This is a genomic window from Mesorhizobium sp. B2-3-2 (genome assembly GCF_006442295.1).
Classification (GTDB): domain Bacteria; phylum Pseudomonadota; class Alphaproteobacteria; order Rhizobiales; family Rhizobiaceae; genus Mesorhizobium.
In genome coordinates this window covers 447,688-465,257 of record NZ_VFWA01000001.1, presented here as the reverse complement: position 1 = coordinate 465,257, position 17,570 = coordinate 447,688, and the positions used below count along the sequence as shown (strand labels likewise).

Here is a 17,570-nt window from a genome sequence, read left to right as displayed (position 1 = left end):
TCGCCATGGATCGACGCCTTCAGCGGACGCTGGCGACCGCGTCGGCGCGGCCGTCGTTGATCGTCACCCATACGCCGGAGTTGGTATCCGACTGTCGCTTGAGGTAGGTGTAGTCGGTGTCCGTCCAGGACAGGACCTTGGTTTCCAGATTGTCGAGGATGAACTCGCCGAGGCTGGTGCGCACGGTCAGCACCGCATGGCCGTCACCGTTCGGCTGGCGCGCGACCGTCATCAACAGGTTGCCGGCCGAAACGCCGGCGTCCATCAGCTCGCGGCGCTTTTCCAGCGCGTAGTCCTCGCAATCGCCATAGCCATTGTCGGGATAGGCCCAATATTCCTCGACGCCGTTGTTTTCCATGTCGGTGCGCGGTTTGATGCGGGTGTTGACCGAATTGTTGATGCTGACGATCGTCGCCCACAGCTTGCGGGTCAATTCGACCGGCGCCCCCTTGGGTGTCCGCTCGCTGCACTCGCCCGGTATGCGCTGGCAGAATTCATAGTGGCCGACAGGCTGTGTGGTGCGGCCGCCGGTGTGCATATAGGCCGGTCCCGCGGCATATGCTGATCCCCAAGCGGAAAGCTGCATCGCCATTGCCATCAGCAACAGCTTGCCCCTCGTTTTCTTCATTGTTCTTGTCTCCCCGTTCGAAGGAGACATTGCCACAGGTGGATTTATTCGACGCAAAGGCGCGCAGTAGATATTGAGTAAAACGTCCCTAGAATAAGTATCAAATTTGAAACTTTTGAACGGTCAATCGTTTTACGTTTCGGGGACTGAAGTGCCTCGAATTGCGCTGTCGTGAAATACAAAAACCGGCCGCGAGGGCCGGTTTTGATTTGGACGCTGTTGCGCCTTCAGGCGCGCGGCGTGTTGAATTCCGAATCGAGCGTCTCAGGCCGCTGGATGACGGCGAATTCGATGGCGACGCCATCCTCGAAATGACGCACGATCTGTCCGCGCATGGTGCCGAGCATGACCTGGACGCCGATCGCCGGCTTGACGTCGATCTCGATCGCCGCGCCGGAGAGCGACAGGTCGATGATGCGGCACTGGTACTGACGCCCGTCGGTGAGCTGCAGGATGCTGGTCGGGTTGCGGGGGGCGACGCGCTCGTGGCGGCGGTCTTCCGGCAGATCGAGCTCGTGCTTGTTGGCGAGCCACGTCAATTGCGCGGCGAGCTTGTCCTTCTTGCGGTCCGACGCAATCACCGTCATTGCGAAACCGTCCTGCAAGGTGCGGGTGACGACGCCTTCTATGCGGCCGATATGGTCGATATAGGCGATGACCTTTTCGCCGGGCATGCCGATGCGGTCCGTGCGAAGCGCGACGTTACCCGGCGACATATCGACGACCTGGCAAGGATGTTCGGTGCGGTCTTCCAGCATGAAGCGCCCGTATATCTTGACCCGGACGCGCTGAAAGTTACGTCTCTCAGCTTGGGACGGCGCATAGTCGACCGCCGCTGACCTCATGACTGCCTACACCCCGTTTGGCATCCCCGCGCGCCGATGCCAGGGACTTCATCCCAGAACTACAGCAAAGCGGGTTAACAAAGGGGAAAAACGGGCCGGCGGGGCTGTAGGATCGTCAACTATTCCTCGCGCCCGCCATCGAAGACGACGAGGTGGCGAATGCGGCGCGCGCGGCCGAGCGCGGAGATGGTTTCGGGCGCCTCCAGTTCGGCGGGAACAAGCGAGGGAACGTCGATAGCCGGGCGGCTCGCCAGCAGCTCTTTTTCCGGATCGATGACACGGATCGAATCGATCAACGCGTCCGTGATCGGGTCGGCGCCCAGCCAGAACGGCTTCTCCACAGCGCTGATCACGCCGAGGCAACGCGGGTTTTCGACGCCGCCGTCCAGCGGCAAGGCAAGCAGTTCGAACTTGTTGGAACGGCCGTTGCGGCTGAAGCCCTCGAACATGATCAGCACGACGGATTTCTGGTCGAACACGCCATGGATCAGCTTCGAAACCAGCCGCTGGTCCTTCTCGCGCCACAGCGAAGGGAAGGAGAACCCCTTGAGTTCGCGGCCGTAGGAGGCGCAGAGCCTTGTGCCGGCCAGCCGGAACACAGCTTGCCCACGCGTGTCCCTTTCCAGGATGAACGTGTCGGCCAGCAGCGACTTGATGTCGGCCGGCTCTACTTCCGAGCGCTTCGGAGCAGGGCGTCCATCACGCAAGCGGTTCCAATACTGGAACAGCGTGATCGATCCGTTCTGGTTCATGCTAAGCAGCTCCGCGCATTCTGTCGTCTGATGTCCCATCGGTGAACAGAAGGGCGCCTTCCGATGACCTACATGCGTTGCGGAGCAGGAAGCGTGCCAGCGTCGTTAACACTTGTTCACGGGTCGGGGCCGTTAAGGTTAACAAGTGGTTTACGTTGCACCCAGGCGAGCCGCGTGGCACACAAAAACCACTCCAGAAGCGGTCGTTTCGCGACGATCGGCAGCACTTCAGTCAAGAGTTCGGGGGAACAGGGGACTCGACAGCCGTTCAAGGGAAACCTTGGACGGCTTTCTTTTGATTCGGCACTTTTGATTCGCGCTCGGCGATTCGCCCTTTGTGGTCCGGCGAGCAGTGGTCTAGATGCTCGCAACAACGAATCCTGGACCGAGTGCTAGTGCGCATGAGTGAACCTGTAAGCCCACCGGAAATGGAACAGGCGGATCGCGAGCCCGAGCCGCGTCGCGAGCCGGTCTTCAACCTGCCGCCGATCGTGCTGGCGGTGATCGCCATTTGCGTGGCCATCTACCTGTTGCAGCAATACGTGCTGAGTGATGCTCAGCAAATGACACTGCTTTACGACGGAGCCTTCATCCCTGTCCTCTACACCGGCCAATACGGCTTCGACTGGTTCCTGTTCACGCGGCCCTTCACCTATGCCTTCATGCATGGTGGATTTGCCCATATCGCCATCAACATGGTCTGGCTCGCTGCCTTTGGCTCGCCGCTGGCCAATCGGCTCGGAGCCTTCTGGTTCGCGTTGTTCTTCGCCGCGACGGGACTGGCTTCAGTGGCGCTTTTCTGGGCCATGCATCCATATGGCGAAGCGCCGCTGGTCGGCGCTTCCGGTGCGATATCGGGCATGATGGGAGCGGCGGCACGCTTTGGCTTCCGTACGGATCGTTCGGCGGGCAAAGCCGCATTCGCCGGCCCCGTACTGCCGATAGCAATGGTGCTGCGCTCACGTGGCGTGATGATCTTCCTTGCCGTTTGGATGGTGATCAACCTTGTCACCGGCCTTGTCGGCTTCGCCCCCGGCGTCGACAGCCAGATCGCCTGGGAGGCTCATATTGGCGGCTTTGTCGCCGGCTTCCTCGGCTTGCGCTGGTTCGACAGAAATTGGCAGCCGCTCGACTGGGAGACGACCGACCACCGCACTTGAAATGCAACCGATCGCGGCGCACGATGTTCACTCTTACGTGAAAGCCGGTCAGGGCAGGAACCGGTTGGCAAAGTAGAGGAGGACGCCATGACGGTTAAGGCCATTCTCGAGCAAAAAGGTCACGACGTGTTGACGCTCGGGCCGAACGAAAAACTGAGCGAAGCCATTCGCATTCTCACCGAACACAGGATCGGCGCACTGGTCATCACCAATGGCGATCGCAAGATCGTCGGCATCCTCTCTGAGCGTGACATCGTGCGGGTGATCGCCAAAGAAGGAGCCGCTGCGCTAGACATCGCGGTGCGCTCGGCGATGACGCCGAAGGTGAAAATCTGCAATGAGAACCACACCGTCAACGAGGTGATGGAGATCATGACCAGGGGGCGCTTCCGCCACCTCCCGGTGGAAAAGGATGGCTTGCTCGATGGCATCGTATCGATCGGCGACGTGGTCAAGCGTCGTATCGAGGACGTCGAGCGCGAGGCTGAGGAAATCCGCGCCTATATCGCTACCGCCTGAGCGGTGAGCAACCGCCGGCCGCGCAAACGGCCGGCGGGCGATAGCTACCTGTTGTCGAGTTCGGAGCGGACGAGTTGGAGCCCGCGCCGCGTGATGCGGTAGGGGCCGCCGTCCGACGACGAAACCGCCTTCTTCCGTTTCAGCTTCCGAAACAGGTCGAGGTCGACGCCGGGGTAGTGCCAGCCGTCGCGGGTCAGGCATTTGACGGAGGCGATCCGTTTCTTCTCGCTCTTTTCGATCTCGATGCGTCCGCCCTGCGCGAGCAGGTGCAGAACGCGTTGTTCAATACGCGAAATATCCATGGGAGAGTTTCCGGGAAAACAACAAAAGCCGCCGCCGCGAAGCTTCGCGGCACGGGGTTTCAGGTTTTCTGCCCTGCCTCGCTACGAGGTCAGGGCCTTACCGGGACTGAGCGTAAGTGGACATCCACTCTCCATTGGGATGGATGGGCTATAGGCGAAAACGGCGGAAAAGGCCAGCGGGCGGCTTTACGCTTGTCTCGCGATGCGCTTTGCACTAGCGAAGTTGCAAATCAGGATGTGCAAAACGCACGTTCCCATCGTTCTACTACGCAGGCCACCATGAGCATCATCGATACCCGCACGCCCGACGCGAAACGCCTGATCCCCGGCGCCACCGGTGACTGGGAAATCATCATCGGGCTCGAGGTCCATGCGCAGGTGACATCGGAAGCAAAACTGTTTTCCGGCGCTTCGACGTCGTTCGGTGCCGCCCCTAACGCCAATGTCAGCCTGGTCGATGCGGCAATGCCCGGCATGCTGCCCGTCATCAACGAGGAATGCGTCAAGCAGGCGATCCGTACCGGCCTCGGGCTGAAGGCGCAGATCAACCACAAGTCTGTCTTCGACCGGAAGAACTACTTCTACCCGGACTTGCCGCAGGGCTACCAGATATCGCAGTTCAAGCAGCCGATCGTCGGCGAGGGCACGGTGATCGTCTCCGTCGGTCCCGATCGCCAGGGCGAGTTCGAGGACATCGAGGTCGGCATCGAGCGCCTGCATCTGGAGCAGGACGCCGGCAAGTCGATGCACGACCAGCATCCGACCATGTCCTATGTCGATCTCAACCGCTCCGGCGTGGCGCTGATGGAAATCGTGTCGAAACCGGACATGCGTTCGGCTGACGAAGCCAAGGCCTATGTCACCAAGCTGCGCACCATCGTGCGTTATCTCGGCACCTGCGACGGCAATATGGACGAAGGCTCCATGCGAGCCGACGTCAACGTTTCGGTGCGCCGTCCGGGCGGCGAATTCGGTACGCGCTGCGAGATCAAGAACGTCAATTCGATCCGCTTCATCGGCCAGGCGATCGATTTCGAGGCGCGCCGGCAGATCGCCATCATCGAGGATGGCGGCACGATCGACCAGGAAACGCGGCTGTTCGACGCCGTCAAGGGCGAGACCCGGTCGATGCGCACCAAGGAAGAGGCGCACGACTACCGCTATTTTCCAGATCCCGACTTGTTGCCGCTGGAGTTCGACCAGGCCTATGTCGAAGCGCTGGCCAAGGAGTTGCCGGAACTGCCTGATGACAAGAAGGCGCGGTTGATCTCCTCGCTCGGCCTGTCGACTTACGATGCCTCGATCCTGGTGTCGGAAAAGCCGATCGCCGACTATTTCGAGAAGGTGGCCGCTGGCCGCGACGGCAAGCTCGCCGCCAATTGGGTCATCAACGACCTGCTCGGACAATTGAACAAAGCTGGCAAGGACATTGAAAACGCTCCGGTTTCGCCAGACCAGCTCGGCGCCATCATCGATCTGATCAAGGATGGCACCATCTCCGGCAAGATTGCCAAGGACCTGTTCGAGATCGTCTGGAACGAGGGCGGCGACCCGCGCCAACTGGTTGAGAGCCGCGGCATGAAACAGGTTACCGACACCGCCGCTATCGAAAAGGCGGTGGACGAGGTGATCGCGGCCAACCCGGACAAGGTCGAGCAGGCGCGCGCCAAGCCGACCATGGCCGGCTGGTTCGTCGGCCAGGTGATGAAGGCGACCGGCGGCAAGGCCAACCCGCAGGCCGTCAATGACCTGGTCAAGGCCAAGCTGGGCATCGAGTAGACTATGTTCGTGCGCACCGCCGGAGATCGCGACCTCGCCGCCATCCGGGCGCTGCTGGTCGAGACTTGGCATGCGACCTATGACGCCATCTACGGCGCCGAACGGGTGACCGAGATCACCGATGAGTGGCATTCGATCGCCTCGCTCACGGCGCGGCTGGCGAAGCCGAACAGCGAGTTCCTCGTCGCCGATGATGGCCAGCGCATTGGCGGCATGGCATTTGCCGAGGCGGTCGATGGCGGCGGCTTGATCATGCTGAAGCAGCTTTACGTGCAGCCCGGCCTGCAGGGCCGGGGCATCGGCGGCATGCTTCTCGACGAGATCATCGAAAGCTTCCCTGAGGCCCGCGCCATCCGGCTGGAAGTGGAAGAGAAGAACACGCGCGCAATTGCCTTCTACCAGGCGAACGGCTTCGTCCGGACCGGCCGCACCGACAATTGCGGTTCGGCCCAATCCGCAATCCCGGCGCTCGTTTATGAAAGGCCACTTGCCGCATAGCGGCGGACCTTTTCGGGTGCGCAATCCGGCGGGTCGAATTCAGCGATCGAGCCGCGGCCTAACTGGCGGAAACATCCACATTGTCGATCAACCTGGTCTTGGCGAGCCAGGCGGCGGCGAGCAGGCGGCCCTCCTGTCCGCGGCGCCACGGCCCCAGCGTCCGGCTCTCGCGAGCTTCGACATAATCGACCTTCTGGAAACCGGCCGAAAGCAGGGCGCGGCTGGCTTCGCCTGTCGCGCCGTTCTGGTCGGCGCCGGCCGCCAGCGCCGCGGCTGCCTTGTGCAGGACCACGTTGAGCCGGCGGGCGATCTGGAGTTCGGCCTCGCCGAGATAGGCGTTACGCGATGACATGGCGAGGCCATGCGCGTCGCGGATCGTCGGCGCGCCGATGATCTCGACGGGCAGGTCGAGGTCGCGGCAGAGCTGCCTGACGACGCACAACTGCTGATAATCCTTTTCGCCAAAGACCGCGACGTCGGGCGACGCCTGCAGGAACAGCTTCGCCACGACGGTGGCGACGCCGTCGAAAAAAGTCGGTCGAAAATCCGATTCGAGCCCGGCGGAGGGACCGCCGACCGAGATTTTGGTGGCAAAGCCGGCAGGATACATCTCACCAACCCCAGGCGTGTAGGCAAGATCGGCTCCGGCCAAAGCCAGTTGATCGAGATCGCGGGCGAGTTGACGTGGATATTTGTCGAGATCCTCGCTCGGCGCGAACTGCGTCGGGTTGACGAAGATCGAGACGACGCAGCGCTCGGCTCGTTCGAGCGCGATCCTGACCAGCGACAGGTGCCCTTCGTGCAAGGCGCCCATTGTCGGCACCATGGCGACGCGAAGGCCGTCGCGCCGCCAGTCGCGGATCCGCGCGCGAAGGCCGGCGACCGTGTCGACGACGAGGGGCCGGCTCATCTGTTGTCCTTGCCCAAGGTGGCCGAAAAGACATTTTCGGGGCCGGGGAATGTCCGGTCTCGTACCTCGCTGGCGTAACGTGCGGCCGCATGCGAGACCACGCTGCGCAAATCGGCGTACTCCTTGACGAATTTTGGCACGCGGTCGACGGTGAGCCCGACCATGTCGTCTATGACCAGGATCTGGCCGTCGCAAACGCCGCTCGCGCCGATGCCGATGGTCGGGATGGCGATGCGGCGGGTGATTTCGGCCGCGACCGCCTCGACCGTGCCCTCGATGACCACTGAAAAGGCGCCCGCTTCTTCGACGGCGCGCGCATCGGCAAACAGCGCTGCCGCATTCTCGTCGGTCCGGCCCTTGATCCTGTAGCCGCCATCCTTCTCGACGGATTGCGGCAACAGGCCGATATGGCCCATGACCGGGATGCCGGCATCGACGACCGCGGCGATCTGCCGGGCCATGCCGACGCCGCCCTCGAGTTTCACTGCCTGGCAGCCGGTATCGCCAACAATACGCCGCGCCGAGGCAGCCGCTTGGGCCGCCGAATCTTCATAGCTGCCGGCCGGCATGTCGACGACAACGCAAGCCTTGGCGGAGCCGCGCATCACCGCTTGCCCATGCGCGATCATCATCTCCAGCGAGGCGCCCAGCGTCGTTTTGTGGCCATGCAGGACCATCGCAACGCTGTCGCCGACCAGGAGCAGGTCGATATGCTCATCAAGCAGGCGGGCGATGGGGTAGGTATAGGCGGTGAGACAGACGATCGGCACGCCATGCTTGCGGCGGCGAATGGCGTCGGCGCCGGTGCGAATGTCGGCGGTCGGCGATTCCGTGGCCAATCGTCACCTCCTTCGGCCAATTGTCGGCCGGATACCCACACGGGGCGGGCGCGCAGAGCTTTAGAAAGGCTGAGGGTGCTTGGCAAGCACCATACGGCGCGGGCCAATGCATCACAGGCTTGTGTCGCCTTACCGGCGCGCCATTTGCGCCCTGCAGGCGGCAAGACCCTTGCCTTCCCGAAGGGCTGACGCCATAAGCAGGAAACGGGCGCCACGGGCGCGAGGGTTTTGAAGATGAAGACTTTCCTTACGCAGTTTTTCACCTGGTGGAACGGCCAGACGCTTGGCACGCGCCTGCACACCTGGCGCTACGGCAGGAAGGTCGGGCAGGACGAGGTGGGCAACGTCTACTACGAAGGCGGTGTCGATTCCGAAGGACGCACGCGCCGCTGGGTCATCTATCGCGATTATTCCGAGGCTTCTTCTATCCCGCCCGGCTGGCACGGCTGGATCCATCACCGCGTCGACGTCGCGCCGCCGAGCGACGACTACAAGCCGCGCGACTGGCAGAAGCCGCATCAACCGAACCTGACCGGCTCGCCCTCGGCCTATCGTCCGAAGGGCTCGGTGCTGACCAACCAGCACCGTCCGCAGGTCACCGGCGACTACGACGCCTGGACGCCCGGATCGTAAGCGGGCGTCGGTCCTTTATCGCCACAATTGGTGTTTAGCTGCTTGCTGATCAAAAAACGGCGACTAGCCTTTGTGATAGAGAGAATCACCCGGGCGCTAACCACCGGTATCCCTGCATGAGCATTTCCAGCCTGACATCGATGGGCGCACTGATGGTAGCCGCCGGGCTCACCGTTAGCACCGTGGCACTTGCCGCTTCGCCAGAGTCGGCCGCACCCGCGCCGGCGCCGGGGTCGGATCGAATCACCAACCCGGTCGCCGAATTCGCCGGCATCGACAAGATCACCGGCCGCATCATCACCTTCGACGTCTATATCGACGAGACGGTGCAGTTCGGTGCTTTGCAGGTGACGCCGCGCGTCTGCTACTCCCGGCCGCAGAACGAGGAGCCGAAGACCGATTCCTTTGTCGAAGTCGACGAGATCACGCTTGACCGCAAGATCCGCCGCATCTTCACCGGCTGGATGTTTGCCGAAAGCCCCGGTCTTAATGCCGTCGAGCATGCCGTCTATGACGTCTGGCTGAAGGCCTGCAAGCAGAAGTCGGATGTGCCAGCGCCCGATGCGGCCAAGACCGATGCCGCCAAGCCCGATACGGCCCAGCCGAATGCCACGGCCGCTCCGGCTGCGGCCGAACCGGAAGCCACGGAACCGCCTACGACCAGCACCAACTGATCCTTCGGAACCGCGCTGGCGGCAACGCGTTGGGCCCTGACGGCCATATGATGCGCGCCGGGAGGATTTTCCGATGTCTGCCAGAAAGCGGATCACCGCCAGCATCAAGGAACTGCTTGAGCTCGAAAAGGGCTTCTGGACAGGCGATTCGGCATTTTTCGCGGCCAATGCCGACACCGAGTGCCTTGTGGCATTTCCGCGGATGGCCCAGACTATGAGCAATGCCGATCTCGCCGAAACCGCCGCCGATCCCAAGCGATGGCGTGATCTCGAGATCGATCTCAAGGGCGTGGTCGAACCGGGCAGCGACATCGTCATCCTGGCCTATGAGGCGCATGCCGTGAGGGACAATGGCGAAGCCTACGCGGCGCTGGTCAGCACCGGCTATGTCCATCGCGTCAACGGCTGGAAGATGATGTTCCATTCGCAGGCTCCGCTGGAAACGAAGGTCCGCTGACGGGCTGGATCATCAGGGGAAAAATACCGCTTCACCCTTGAGCGCGTCGGCCAGCATCTTCTCGTATTTACCGCGCGGCACGTCGATTGCGCCGAAGCGCTTGAGGTGTTCGGTGGTGAACTGCGTGTCAAGCAGCGCGAAACCGCGCGCCTGCAGGCGTTCGACGAGATGCACCAGGCAGATCTTCGAAGCGTCCGTTTCCCGGGAAAACATGCTTTCGCCGAAGAACACCCGCCCCAGCGAGACACCGTAGAGGCCGCCGACCAGCCGCTCCTCGCACCAGGCCTCGACAGAATGGCAATGGCCGATGCGATGCAACTGCACATAGGCCTCGCGGATCGGCGCGTTGATCCAGGTGGAACGGCGCTCCTCGCGCCTTTCGGCGCAGCCATCGATCGTCGCCTCGAAATCGAAGTCGAAACGGATGTCGAAGAGGTTTCGTCGAAGCGCCTTCTTCAGACTTTTCGGCGTGTGGAAGCGGTCGAGCGGGATGATGCCGCGCGTCTCCGGGCGCACCCAGAACACTTCCGGGTCGGCGGCACTTTCGGCCATCGGGAAGACGCCCGAGGCGTAGGCCTTGAGCAGAAGGTCGGTCGGGATACGATAGCCTGGCGCGTAAGGGCGAGTCATCGCTTCATTATAGCGGCAAGTCGGGGGCTATTCGCCTTTGGCCAGATATTTTTCCAGCCAGTGGATGTCATAGTCGCCATTGGCGATGTCGGCGTTGCCGACGAGGTCGCGAAACAGCGGCAACGTCGTCTTGATTCCGTCGACGACGAATTCGTCCAGCGCCCGGCGCAGCCGCATCATGCATTCGACGCGGTTGCGCCCGTGCACGATCAGCTTGCCGATCAGGCTGTCGTAATAGGGCGGGATCTTGTATCCGGAATAGACGCCGGAATCGACGCGGATGCCAAGACCGCCTGGCGTGTGGAAATGGGTGATCGTGCCGGGCGAGGGCGTGAAGGTGCGCGGATCCTCTGCATTGATGCGGCACTCGATGGCATGGCCCTGGAAGCGGATGTCTTCCTGCTTGACCGAAAGACCACCGCCCGAGGCGACACGGATCTGCTCATGCACCAGATCGATGCCGGTGATAGCCTCCGTCACCGGATGCTCGACCTGCAGGCGCGTGTTCATCTCGATGAAATAGAACTCGCCATTCTCGTAGAGGAACTCGATCGTGCCTGCGCCGGAATAGCCGAGGTCGGCGATGGCCTTGGCGCAGATATCGCCGATGCGCGAGCGTTCCTCGGCGTTGAGGGCGGGTGAGTTGGCCTCTTCCCAGACTTTCTGGTGGCGGCGCTGCAAGGAGCAGTCGCGCTCGCCGAAATGCACGCCCCGGCCAAAGCCGTCGCCGAACACTTGCACCTCGATATGGCGCGGCTTTTGCAGGTACTTTTCAATGTAGACGGCGTCATCGCCGAAGGCCGCGCCCGCTTCCGAGCGGGCCGTCTGCAAGGCGACTTCGAGGTCGGCCTCGGTATGCGCCACTTTCATGCCGCGTCCGCCGCCGCCGGCCGATGCCTTGATGATCACGGGATAGCCGATCTCTGCGGCGATGCGCTTGGCCTCCTTTTCCTCGGTCACCGCACCGTCGGAGCCGGGAACCACTGGAATCCCGAGGCGCTTGGCGGTGCGCTTGGCTTCGATCTTGTCGCCCATGATGCGGATATGGTCGCCGGTCGGACCGATAAAGGTAATGTTATGCGCGGCCAATATGTCGGAAAACTTGGCGTTCTCCGACAGGAAACCGTAGCCGGGATGCACGGCGTCGGCGCCGGTGATCTCGCAGGCGGCGACGATCTGGTGGATATTGAGGTAGCTGTCGCGCGATGGCGGTGGCCCGATGCATACGCTCTCATCGGCGAGCCGAACATGCATGGCGTCGGCGTCGGCGGTCGAGTGCACCACCACCGTCTGGATGCCGAGCTCCTTGCAGGCACGCAGCACCCGAAGCGCGATTTCGCCGCGATTGGCGATGAGAATCTTCTGGAACATTAGGGCCGCTCTACTCGATCACGACGAGCGGCATGCCGTATTCGACCGGCTGTGCGTCCTCGAACAGGATCGCCGTCACCGTGCCGGCGCGCGGCGAGGGGATCTGGTTCATCGTCTTCATCGCTTCGATGATCAGCAACGTCTGCCCTTCCTTGACGTTCTGGCCGATCTCGATGAACGGCTTGGCGTCCGGCGAGGGCGCCAGGTAGGCGGTACCGACCATGGGGGAGGCTACGGCGTTTTTGGACACGTCGGCGGCGGCCGGAAGGGCTGCGGTGGCAGGTTGGGCCGCCGGCGCCGGCGCGAAGGCCGGCTGCGGCGCGGCTATCGCGTGAACCGCCGGTGCCTGCCGCGATACGCGCACCTTCAGGTCACCCAGCTCGACTTCGATCTCGGTGAGATTGGTGTCGTTCAGTATGCCCGCCAGGTCGCGGATCAGCTGCTGGTCAACACCGGTCTTCTTTATCGACATTTTCGAGCCTTCTGTTTGTTGGCCGGTCATAGGCGTGCGGCCAGCGCCTGCAGCGCCAGCGTGTAGCCGAGCGGCCCAAAGCCACAGATCATGCCGACAGCGACCGGCGCGACCATGGAGACGTGGCGGAATGATTCCCGCGCATGGATGTTGGAAAGATGAACCTCGGCGACCGGCAGGGGCGCCACGGAACGGATGGCGTCGTGGATCGCGATCGAGGTGTGGCTATAGGCGCCGGGATTGATGACGATGCCGGCGGCCTTGTCGCCGGCTTCCTGGATCCAGTCGACGAGGTCGCCCTCGTGGTTCGACTGGCGGAAATCGATTTCGAGCCCGAGCGCCGTGCCCGCCTCTCTGCAGTCGTCCGCGATGGCGGCAAGCGTCTTGCCGCCATAGATGCCAGGCTCGCGCTTGCCGAGCGCGTTGAGATTGGGACCGTTCAGGACGAAAACCGTTTTCAAAAAATGCCGACCTTTTCCGGCACCGGCGTCAAACCGGCGCTGGGCCCTCTATAATGGGCATAGACGCCCGCGGAAAGAGCGCAAGTGCGTTCTTTCACTGTCCACAACAGGCGGAAATGCGCCCGTGAAGAAAACCCGCGGCCGATCAAAGCGCGGCTTTCGCCGCCTCGATCTTCTCCGCCAGGACTTCCTGTCCGAGCGCCCCGAACACGACCTCGTTGCCGACGACATAGGACGGCGTTCCGGTGATCGCCAGCTTGTTGGCGAGATCGTAGGTCTTGGAGAAGGCTTCGGTGATGGACGGGTCCTTCATCTTTTCACGCAGCGTCGCTTCGTCGGCGCCGAGCGAAAGCGCGACCTTGATCGCCGCCGCCTCGGTGGCGCGTCCCTGGCCGCCGAGCAGCGCATTGTGGAACTCGCCGTACTTCTGCGGCATCATCAGGTGGAAGGCCATCGAGACGACGCTGGCCTTCTGCGAATCCGGCCCGAGGATCGGGAACTCCTTGAGCACGAAACGCAGGTCCGGATCGGCCTTGGTCAGCGCCTGCATGTCTTCGATGGCGCGTTTGCAGAAGCCGCAATTGTAGTCGTAGAACTCGACGATCGTGACCTTGCCGTTCGGGTTTCCGACCACGCCGTCGAAGGAGGAGTTGAAGATCTGCTCCTTGGCGCCCTTGATGACGCCGAGATGGGCGATGCGCTGCTCTTCCTTCTGCTTGGCCTCGAGCGCATCCTGGACTTCCAGCAGCACTTCCGGATTCTTCAGGAGATAATCGCGGATGATGCCTTCGACCTCGGTGCGGTCGATCTTGGTATCGGCCGCTGCCGTCTGAAGCGGTTGCGCCGCACCGGCTTCCGCGGTTTGCGGGCTGCCGGCCACGAAACCGAACGCCAGCATGGCAAGGGCTATCGCAACTCCCGTGGTGCCCAGCAACAGTGCCTTTTTCATCGTTCGTTCCTTTGCCTGTTTTCCGGTCTGGCTGCGTCGCAGCGCACGGCCGGAAGGTTCATTATACCTTGCCCGACGGCTTGTAGTTTATGATGTCCTGGGCGCGAATCCATCGCGGCTCGCCGCGTTTGAGTTGCTGCTGCGCTCGCATGGCGAAGATCTTCGCATCCTTGTAGTTACCGGAATAGAAATGACCCTCGGCCGTGGCAAGCTCGGCGCCCGGTATGTCTCCCAATTCGCCATAGGCCTGCGCCAGATAGCGGTATCCCACGGAATTTTCCTTGTCGCGTCGCAAGCCGTTGTTGATCTGCACCACGGCCTTTTTCAGAGCGTCGGGAGTGCCCGTCGCCATCAACGCCTGACCGAGCGAAACCGGCAGCAATCCGGATCGCGCCTTGTCGAGGCTGACTGCCTTGGCGTAGGCATCGGCAGCTTCCTTGGGCTTGTTCGCCTTCATCAATATATCGCCGCGCAATTCCTGGAAATAGGCGTTGCCGGGCTGGGCCTTGATCAAGGCGTTGGTCTTGGCGAGTGCGGTGGCGATGTTGCCGAAAAGATAGGCCGATTGGGCCTCGCCATACTGCGCGGCAAGGCTGCCCTGCATCTTTCGCATCAGCCGCGACGCGGCGGCCTGGCCTTCCATGTAGACAGCGATCTTCACCCGCATCATGTCGTGGCGCAATTGCAGAGCCGGTGCATCGACCTTGTCGAGATACGGGCTCTGCTTGACCAGCACTTCGAGGTTGGAGATTCGGTCGCGCGGCATCGGATGGCTGATCCGGTAGGGATCGACCTGCGCGCCCGACAGCGACAAGGCCGTCTGAAAGCGCTGAAACGTCTTCAGCATGCCCATGCCGGACTGGCCGGTGGCGTTGAGATAGGTGATCGCCGAGCGGTCGGCCGTCATCTCCTCTGTGCGCTGATAGGCGAGAATGCTGCGCTGCGCCATCTCGCCGCCGCCAGCCGCCACGCCCACGCCGGCGCCGGCAAGTCCGCGGCTGTTGGTGGTCGCTCCGGCGACCATGGCCCCGGCGCCCAGCAAGGTTGCGATGATGGCCATCGTCTTGGCGCGCTCGAGCTGGTCACGCAGTTTCTGCTGGTGGCCGCCGGCGATGTGGCCGGCCTCGTGGGCGATGACGCCGATGATCTCGTTGGGCGTTTCGGCTTCCATCAAGGCGCCCGTGTTGATGAACAGCCGGCGTCCGGTGACGAAGGCATTGAAGCTCTGGTCGTTGACCAGGACGATGTCGATGCCGTCATTCGCCAGACCGGCGGCCTTGAAGATCGGGCGGGCGTAGTCGCGCACCAGCGCCTCGATCTCGGCATCGCGCACCACCGGCACGTTCTGGGCGAAGGCGCTGATGGAACCAGACACCGCGACGGCGACGCCAAGCGAAAGCGTCGCAACGACGCGCGCTGCCCGGGCAACCATCGATTTGGGTCGGCTCAACATGACGTATCCACTGGTAGACGAGCGGGCGAAAGATGAAAAGTCGGCACCGGAAAAACTTCCTCAACTTGTGATCCTCACACCAATCGGGCATTTGTGCGGCGCATGCGCCAGGATGTGGCGCGCTCAATCGTCGGATCGAGGTCAAAATGGTCGTTTCGCTCTCACGCCGTGGCAATGTCGAACCCTTCCACGCCATGGATGTGCTGGCCGAGGCGAACCGGCTGAGAGCGACGGGCGCGCCGGTCATTTCCATGGCCGTCGGCCAGCCGTCCGATCCGGCTCCGGCCCGCGTTCGTGCCGCGGCGGCCAGGGCTTTGCAGGACGGGCGCATTGGCTATACCGATGCGCTGGGCCTGGCTGGATTGCGCAAGGCGATCGCCGAACACTATGGGGATCACTACGGGCTTGATGTCGCGCCCGACCGGATCGCGGTCACCACGGGATCCTCGGCCGCCTTCAATCTCGCTTTCCTGGCAATGTTCGATCCTGGTGACCGCGTCGCCATCGCAGCGCCGGGCTACCCTGCCTATCGCAACATCATGGCGGCGCTCGGCATCGAAGTGATCGAGATCGAGCTCGGCGATGCGGCCTATCTTCATGCCGCTCACCTGGAGACCGCCCATCGCGAAAAGCCGCTGAAGGGCGTGCTGTTCGCAAGTCCGGCCAACCCGACCGGCGCGGTCATCCCGGCCGATGATCTCGCGGACCTGGTCCGGACGGCGGAGGCGCTTGGCATTGCCGTCATCTCCGACGAGATCTACCATCGGCTGGCCTATGCGGCGCCCGACACCACCGCACTCGCCTTTGGCACCGGTGTCTCGGCGATCAACTCCTTCTCGAAATATTATTGCATGACCGGCTGGCGCATCGGCTGGATGGTGCTGCCTGAAGCGCTGGTGCGGCCCATCGAGCGCATTGCGCAGAGCCTCTACATCTCGCCGCCGGAACTGTCGCAGGTCGCCGCAATCGAGGCCTTTGCCGCTACCGAGGAGCTGGAGGCGGTCAAGGGTCGCTATGCCTGGAACCGCGAGCTCCTGATGACACGTCTGCCGGAACTCGGCTTTCCGCTGGCCGCACCGATGGATGGCGCCTTCTATGCCTTTTGCGACGTCACCCGGCACAGCAATGACAGCATGGCTTTCGCCCGCAAGATGCTGGCCGAGGCGCATGTCGCGGCCACACCCGGCCGTGATTTCGACACCCAGGCCGGGCACCGCACCATGCGGTTCTCCTATGCCGGCAGCCATGACGACATGGTCGAGGCATTGGCGCGCATCGAACGCTGGCTGGGATAGATCCATGCCGGAACTCGAGCAGGCCCTGGCCGAAGTCGCGGCCGAAATGGCCGAACGCACCGATCGCGGCGAGGTCGCCACCTATATCCCGCAACTCGGCAAGGTTGATCCCAAGAAATTCGGCATCGCAGCCGTCACCAATGACGGCCGTGTGCTGATGGCGGGCGACGCCGACCAGCCCTTTTCGATCCAGAGCATCTCGAAAGTGTTCACCTTGACGCTGGCACTGGGCAATGTCGGCGACGCGCTGTGGAAAAGGGTAGGGCGCGAACCCTCGGGCAACCCGTTCAACTCGATCGTGCAGCTCGAGCATGAGAACGGCATTCCGCGCAATCCATTCATCAATGCCGGCGCCATCGTCATTTCCGACATCCTGCTTGCCGGCCATCAGCCGCGCGAGGCGATCGGCGAGATCCTGCGCTTCGTCCAGTTCCTCGCCGACGACGAGGCCATCATCATCGACCGCGAGGTCGCGGCCTCGGAGCGCGCCACCGGCTACCGCAACTTCGCGCTCGCCAATTACATGAAATCCTTCGGCAATCTTCATCATGCGCCGGAGCTGGCGCTCGGCGTCTATTTCCACCATTGCGCCATCGCCATGAGCTGCCGGCAACTGGCGATGGCCGGCCGGTTCCTCGCCAATGGCGGCAAAAATCCGGCGACCGGACATTCCGTGGTGTCGGCCGAGCGGGCACGCCGCATCGGCGCCATGATGCTGACCTGCGGCCACTATGACGGCTCCGGTGATTTTGCCTTCCGCGTCGGCATTCCGGGCAAGAGCGGCGTCGGCGGCGGCATATTGGGCATCGTGCCCGGCGTCGCCTCGCTCGCCGTCTGGTCGCCCGGCCTCAACGCCAACGGCAATTCCAAGTTGGGCTCGATCGCTCTGGAAAAGCTCGCCAGGATGATGAACTGGTCGATCTTCGCGCCGTAACGTTCCGGC

General features: G+C 62.7%; 21 protein-coding genes. 9 read left to right on the top strand and 12 right to left on the bottom strand.

Going from position 1 to position 17,570, the window contains the following annotated elements; translation table 11 throughout:
• Positions 1-19: 19 nt before the first annotated feature.
• The 3 genes from FJ964_RS02295 to FJ964_RS02285 form a co-directional block, all read right to left on the bottom strand.
• Positions 20-628: a transglutaminase-like cysteine peptidase gene (locus tag FJ964_RS02295; RefSeq protein WP_140548772.1), complete on the bottom strand. Its 609-nt coding sequence runs from the start codon at positions 626-628 to the stop codon at positions 20-22.
• 227 nt (positions 629-855) lie between these two features.
• Positions 856-1,473, bottom strand: a complete 618-nt coding sequence (locus FJ964_RS02290) for a PilZ domain-containing protein (protein WP_140548770.1) — start codon at positions 1,471-1,473, stop codon at positions 856-858.
• 119 nt (positions 1,474-1,592) lie between these two features.
• On the bottom strand, positions 1,593-2,225 hold the full coding sequence (locus FJ964_RS02285) for a PAS domain-containing protein (protein WP_140548768.1): 633 nt from the start codon (positions 2,223-2,225) through the stop codon (positions 1,593-1,595).
• Positions 2,226-2,626: 401 nt separating this feature from the next.
• Here FJ964_RS02285 and FJ964_RS02280 point away from each other — a divergent pair, with 401 nt between their 5' ends.
• Positions 2,627-3,385: a rhomboid family intramembrane serine protease gene (locus tag FJ964_RS02280; RefSeq protein WP_140548766.1), complete on the top strand. Its 759-nt coding sequence runs from the start codon at positions 2,627-2,629 to the stop codon at positions 3,383-3,385.
• 87 nt (positions 3,386-3,472) lie between these two features.
• Positions 3,473-3,904 carry a CBS domain-containing protein gene (locus FJ964_RS02275; protein WP_140548764.1) on the top strand — a complete coding sequence of 144 codons (432 nt, stop codon included), beginning with the start codon at positions 3,473-3,475 and terminating at the stop codon, positions 3,902-3,904.
• Positions 3,905-3,948: 44 nt separating this feature from the next.
• Here the strand turns inward: FJ964_RS02275 and FJ964_RS02270 are convergent, their stop codons facing one another.
• Complete coding sequence (locus tag FJ964_RS02270) at positions 3,949-4,206, bottom strand: YjhX family toxin (RefSeq protein ID WP_140493680.1); 258 nt, start codon at positions 4,204-4,206, stop codon at positions 3,949-3,951.
• Between the two features lie 279 nt (positions 4,207-4,485).
• On the opposite strand from FJ964_RS02270, the gene gatB reads away from it, so the two are divergent.
• Positions 4,486-5,985, top strand: a complete 1,500-nt coding sequence (gatB, locus tag FJ964_RS02260) for an Asp-tRNA(Asn)/Glu-tRNA(Gln) amidotransferase subunit GatB (protein ID WP_140548762.1) — start codon at positions 4,486-4,488, stop codon at positions 5,983-5,985.
• Positions 5,986-5,988: 3 nt separating this feature from the next.
• A complete protein-coding gene (locus FJ964_RS02255; protein WP_140548760.1) occupies positions 5,989-6,483 on the top strand; it encodes a GNAT family N-acetyltransferase in 495 nt (164 codons plus the stop codon).
• Between the two features lie 58 nt (positions 6,484-6,541).
• Here FJ964_RS02255 and panC read toward each other — a convergent pair whose 3' ends face one another.
• On the bottom strand, positions 6,542-7,393 hold the full coding sequence (gene panC / locus FJ964_RS02250; RefSeq protein ID WP_140548758.1) for a pantoate--beta-alanine ligase: 852 nt from the start codon (positions 7,391-7,393) through the stop codon (positions 6,542-6,544).
• Entirely contained in the window at positions 7,390-8,232 is an 843-nt protein-coding gene (gene panB / locus FJ964_RS02245) for a 3-methyl-2-oxobutanoate hydroxymethyltransferase (protein ID WP_140548756.1), read from the bottom strand. Before panB ends, panC begins: the two co-directional genes overlap by 4 nt.
• 234 nt (positions 8,233-8,466) lie before the next feature.
• Here panB and FJ964_RS02240 point away from each other — a divergent pair, with 234 nt between their 5' ends.
• From FJ964_RS02240 to FJ964_RS02230, 3 genes are all read left to right on the top strand, one after another.
• Positions 8,467-8,865 carry an NADH:ubiquinone oxidoreductase subunit NDUFA12 gene (locus tag FJ964_RS02240; RefSeq protein WP_140548754.1) on the top strand — a complete coding sequence of 133 codons (399 nt, stop codon included), beginning with the start codon at positions 8,467-8,469 and terminating at the stop codon, positions 8,863-8,865.
• A gap of 116 nt (positions 8,866-8,981) precedes the next feature.
• Positions 8,982-9,539 (top strand): DUF2155 domain-containing protein, encoded by a 558-nt coding sequence (locus FJ964_RS02235; RefSeq protein WP_181172336.1) that lies wholly within the window; start codon positions 8,982-8,984, stop codon positions 9,537-9,539.
• Positions 9,540-9,612: 73 nt separating this feature from the next.
• A complete protein-coding gene (locus FJ964_RS02230) occupies positions 9,613-9,996 on the top strand; it encodes a hypothetical protein (protein ID WP_140548752.1) in 384 nt (127 codons plus the stop codon).
• A 12-nt stretch (positions 9,997-10,008) separates the two neighbouring features.
• Here the strand turns inward: FJ964_RS02230 and aat are convergent, their stop codons facing one another.
• From aat to FJ964_RS02200, 6 genes are all read right to left on the bottom strand, one after another.
• Positions 10,009-10,626, bottom strand: coding sequence for a leucyl/phenylalanyl-tRNA--protein transferase (gene aat / locus FJ964_RS02225; protein WP_140548750.1), 618 nt, complete (start codon positions 10,624-10,626; stop codon positions 10,009-10,011).
• A 27-nt stretch (positions 10,627-10,653) separates the two neighbouring features.
• On the bottom strand, positions 10,654-11,997 hold the full coding sequence (gene accC / locus FJ964_RS02220; protein WP_140548748.1) for an acetyl-CoA carboxylase biotin carboxylase subunit: 1,344 nt from the start codon (positions 11,995-11,997) through the stop codon (positions 10,654-10,656).
• A 10-nt stretch (positions 11,998-12,007) separates the two neighbouring features.
• The gene (accB, locus tag FJ964_RS02215; protein ID WP_140548746.1) at positions 12,008-12,469 is read right to left on the bottom strand and encodes an acetyl-CoA carboxylase biotin carboxyl carrier protein; all 462 of its coding nucleotides are present in this window, start codon (positions 12,467-12,469) and stop codon (positions 12,008-12,010) included.
• Positions 12,470-12,495: 26 nt separating this feature from the next.
• The gene (gene aroQ / locus FJ964_RS02210) at positions 12,496-12,930 is read right to left on the bottom strand and encodes a type II 3-dehydroquinate dehydratase (RefSeq protein ID WP_140548744.1); all 435 of its coding nucleotides are present in this window, start codon (positions 12,928-12,930) and stop codon (positions 12,496-12,498) included.
• Between the two features lie 145 nt (positions 12,931-13,075).
• Positions 13,076-13,879, bottom strand: coding sequence for a DsbA family protein (locus FJ964_RS02205; RefSeq protein ID WP_140548742.1), 804 nt, complete (start codon positions 13,877-13,879; stop codon positions 13,076-13,078).
• Between the two features lie 61 nt (positions 13,880-13,940).
• On the bottom strand, positions 13,941-15,332 hold the full coding sequence (locus FJ964_RS02200; RefSeq protein WP_140522130.1) for a M48 family metalloprotease: 1,392 nt from the start codon (positions 15,330-15,332) through the stop codon (positions 13,941-13,943).
• A 146-nt stretch (positions 15,333-15,478) separates the two neighbouring features.
• On the opposite strand from FJ964_RS02200, the gene FJ964_RS02195 reads away from it, so the two are divergent.
• Entirely contained in the window at positions 15,479-16,627 is a 1,149-nt protein-coding gene (locus FJ964_RS02195; protein ID WP_140548740.1) for an aminotransferase class I/II-fold pyridoxal phosphate-dependent enzyme, read from the top strand.
• Between the two features lie 4 nt (positions 16,628-16,631).
• Complete coding sequence (locus FJ964_RS02190; RefSeq protein ID WP_140548738.1) at positions 16,632-17,561, top strand: glutaminase; 930 nt, start codon at positions 16,632-16,634, stop codon at positions 17,559-17,561.
• Positions 17,562-17,570: the final 9 nt, after the last annotated feature.

Bases quoted from the DNA above. Each gene is read 5' to 3' on its own strand.
- aat (WP_140548750.1), bottom strand. From the start codon at position 10,626: ATGACTCGCCCTTACGCGCCAGGCTATCGTATCCCGACCGACCTTCTG.
- gatB (WP_140548762.1), top strand. From the start codon at position 4,486: ATGAGCATCATCGATACCCGCACGCCCGACGCGAAACGCCTGATCCCC.
- FJ964_RS02195 (WP_140548740.1), top strand. From the start codon at position 15,479: ATGGTCGTTTCGCTCTCACGCCGTGGCAATGTCGAACCCTTCCACGCC.
- FJ964_RS02235 (WP_181172336.1), top strand. From the start codon at position 8,982: ATGAGCATTTCCAGCCTGACATCGATGGGCGCACTGATGGTAGCCGCC.
- FJ964_RS02190 (WP_140548738.1), top strand. From the start codon at position 16,632: ATGCCGGAACTCGAGCAGGCCCTGGCCGAAGTCGCGGCCGAAATGGCC.
- FJ964_RS02290 (WP_140548770.1), bottom strand. From the start codon at position 1,473: ATGAGGTCAGCGGCGGTCGACTATGCGCCGTCCCAAGCTGAGAGACGT.
- FJ964_RS02255 (WP_140548760.1), top strand. From the start codon at position 5,989: ATGTTCGTGCGCACCGCCGGAGATCGCGACCTCGCCGCCATCCGGGCG.
- FJ964_RS02285 (WP_140548768.1), bottom strand. From the start codon at position 2,225: ATGAACCAGAACGGATCGATCACGCTGTTCCAGTATTGGAACCGCTTG.
- FJ964_RS02230 (WP_140548752.1), top strand. From the start codon at position 9,613: ATGTCTGCCAGAAAGCGGATCACCGCCAGCATCAAGGAACTGCTTGAG.
- FJ964_RS02200 (WP_140522130.1), bottom strand. From the start codon at position 15,332: ATGTTGAGCCGACCCAAATCGATGGTTGCCCGGGCAGCGCGCGTCGTT.
- FJ964_RS02295 (WP_140548772.1), bottom strand. From the start codon at position 628: ATGAAGAAAACGAGGGGCAAGCTGTTGCTGATGGCAATGGCGATGCAG.
- FJ964_RS02270 (WP_140493680.1), bottom strand. From the start codon at position 4,206: ATGGATATTTCGCGTATTGAACAACGCGTTCTGCACCTGCTCGCGCAG.
- panC (WP_140548758.1), bottom strand. From the start codon at position 7,393: ATGAGCCGGCCCCTCGTCGTCGACACGGTCGCCGGCCTTCGCGCGCGG.
- FJ964_RS02240 (WP_140548754.1), top strand. From the start codon at position 8,467: ATGAAGACTTTCCTTACGCAGTTTTTCACCTGGTGGAACGGCCAGACG.
- accB (WP_140548746.1), bottom strand. From the start codon at position 12,469: ATGTCGATAAAGAAGACCGGTGTTGACCAGCAGCTGATCCGCGACCTG.
- FJ964_RS02280 (WP_140548766.1), top strand. From the start codon at position 2,627: ATGAGTGAACCTGTAAGCCCACCGGAAATGGAACAGGCGGATCGCGAG.
- FJ964_RS02275 (WP_140548764.1), top strand. From the start codon at position 3,473: ATGACGGTTAAGGCCATTCTCGAGCAAAAAGGTCACGACGTGTTGACG.
- accC (WP_140548748.1), bottom strand. From the start codon at position 11,997: ATGTTCCAGAAGATTCTCATCGCCAATCGCGGCGAAATCGCGCTTCGG.
- FJ964_RS02205 (WP_140548742.1), bottom strand. From the start codon at position 13,879: ATGAAAAAGGCACTGTTGCTGGGCACCACGGGAGTTGCGATAGCCCTT.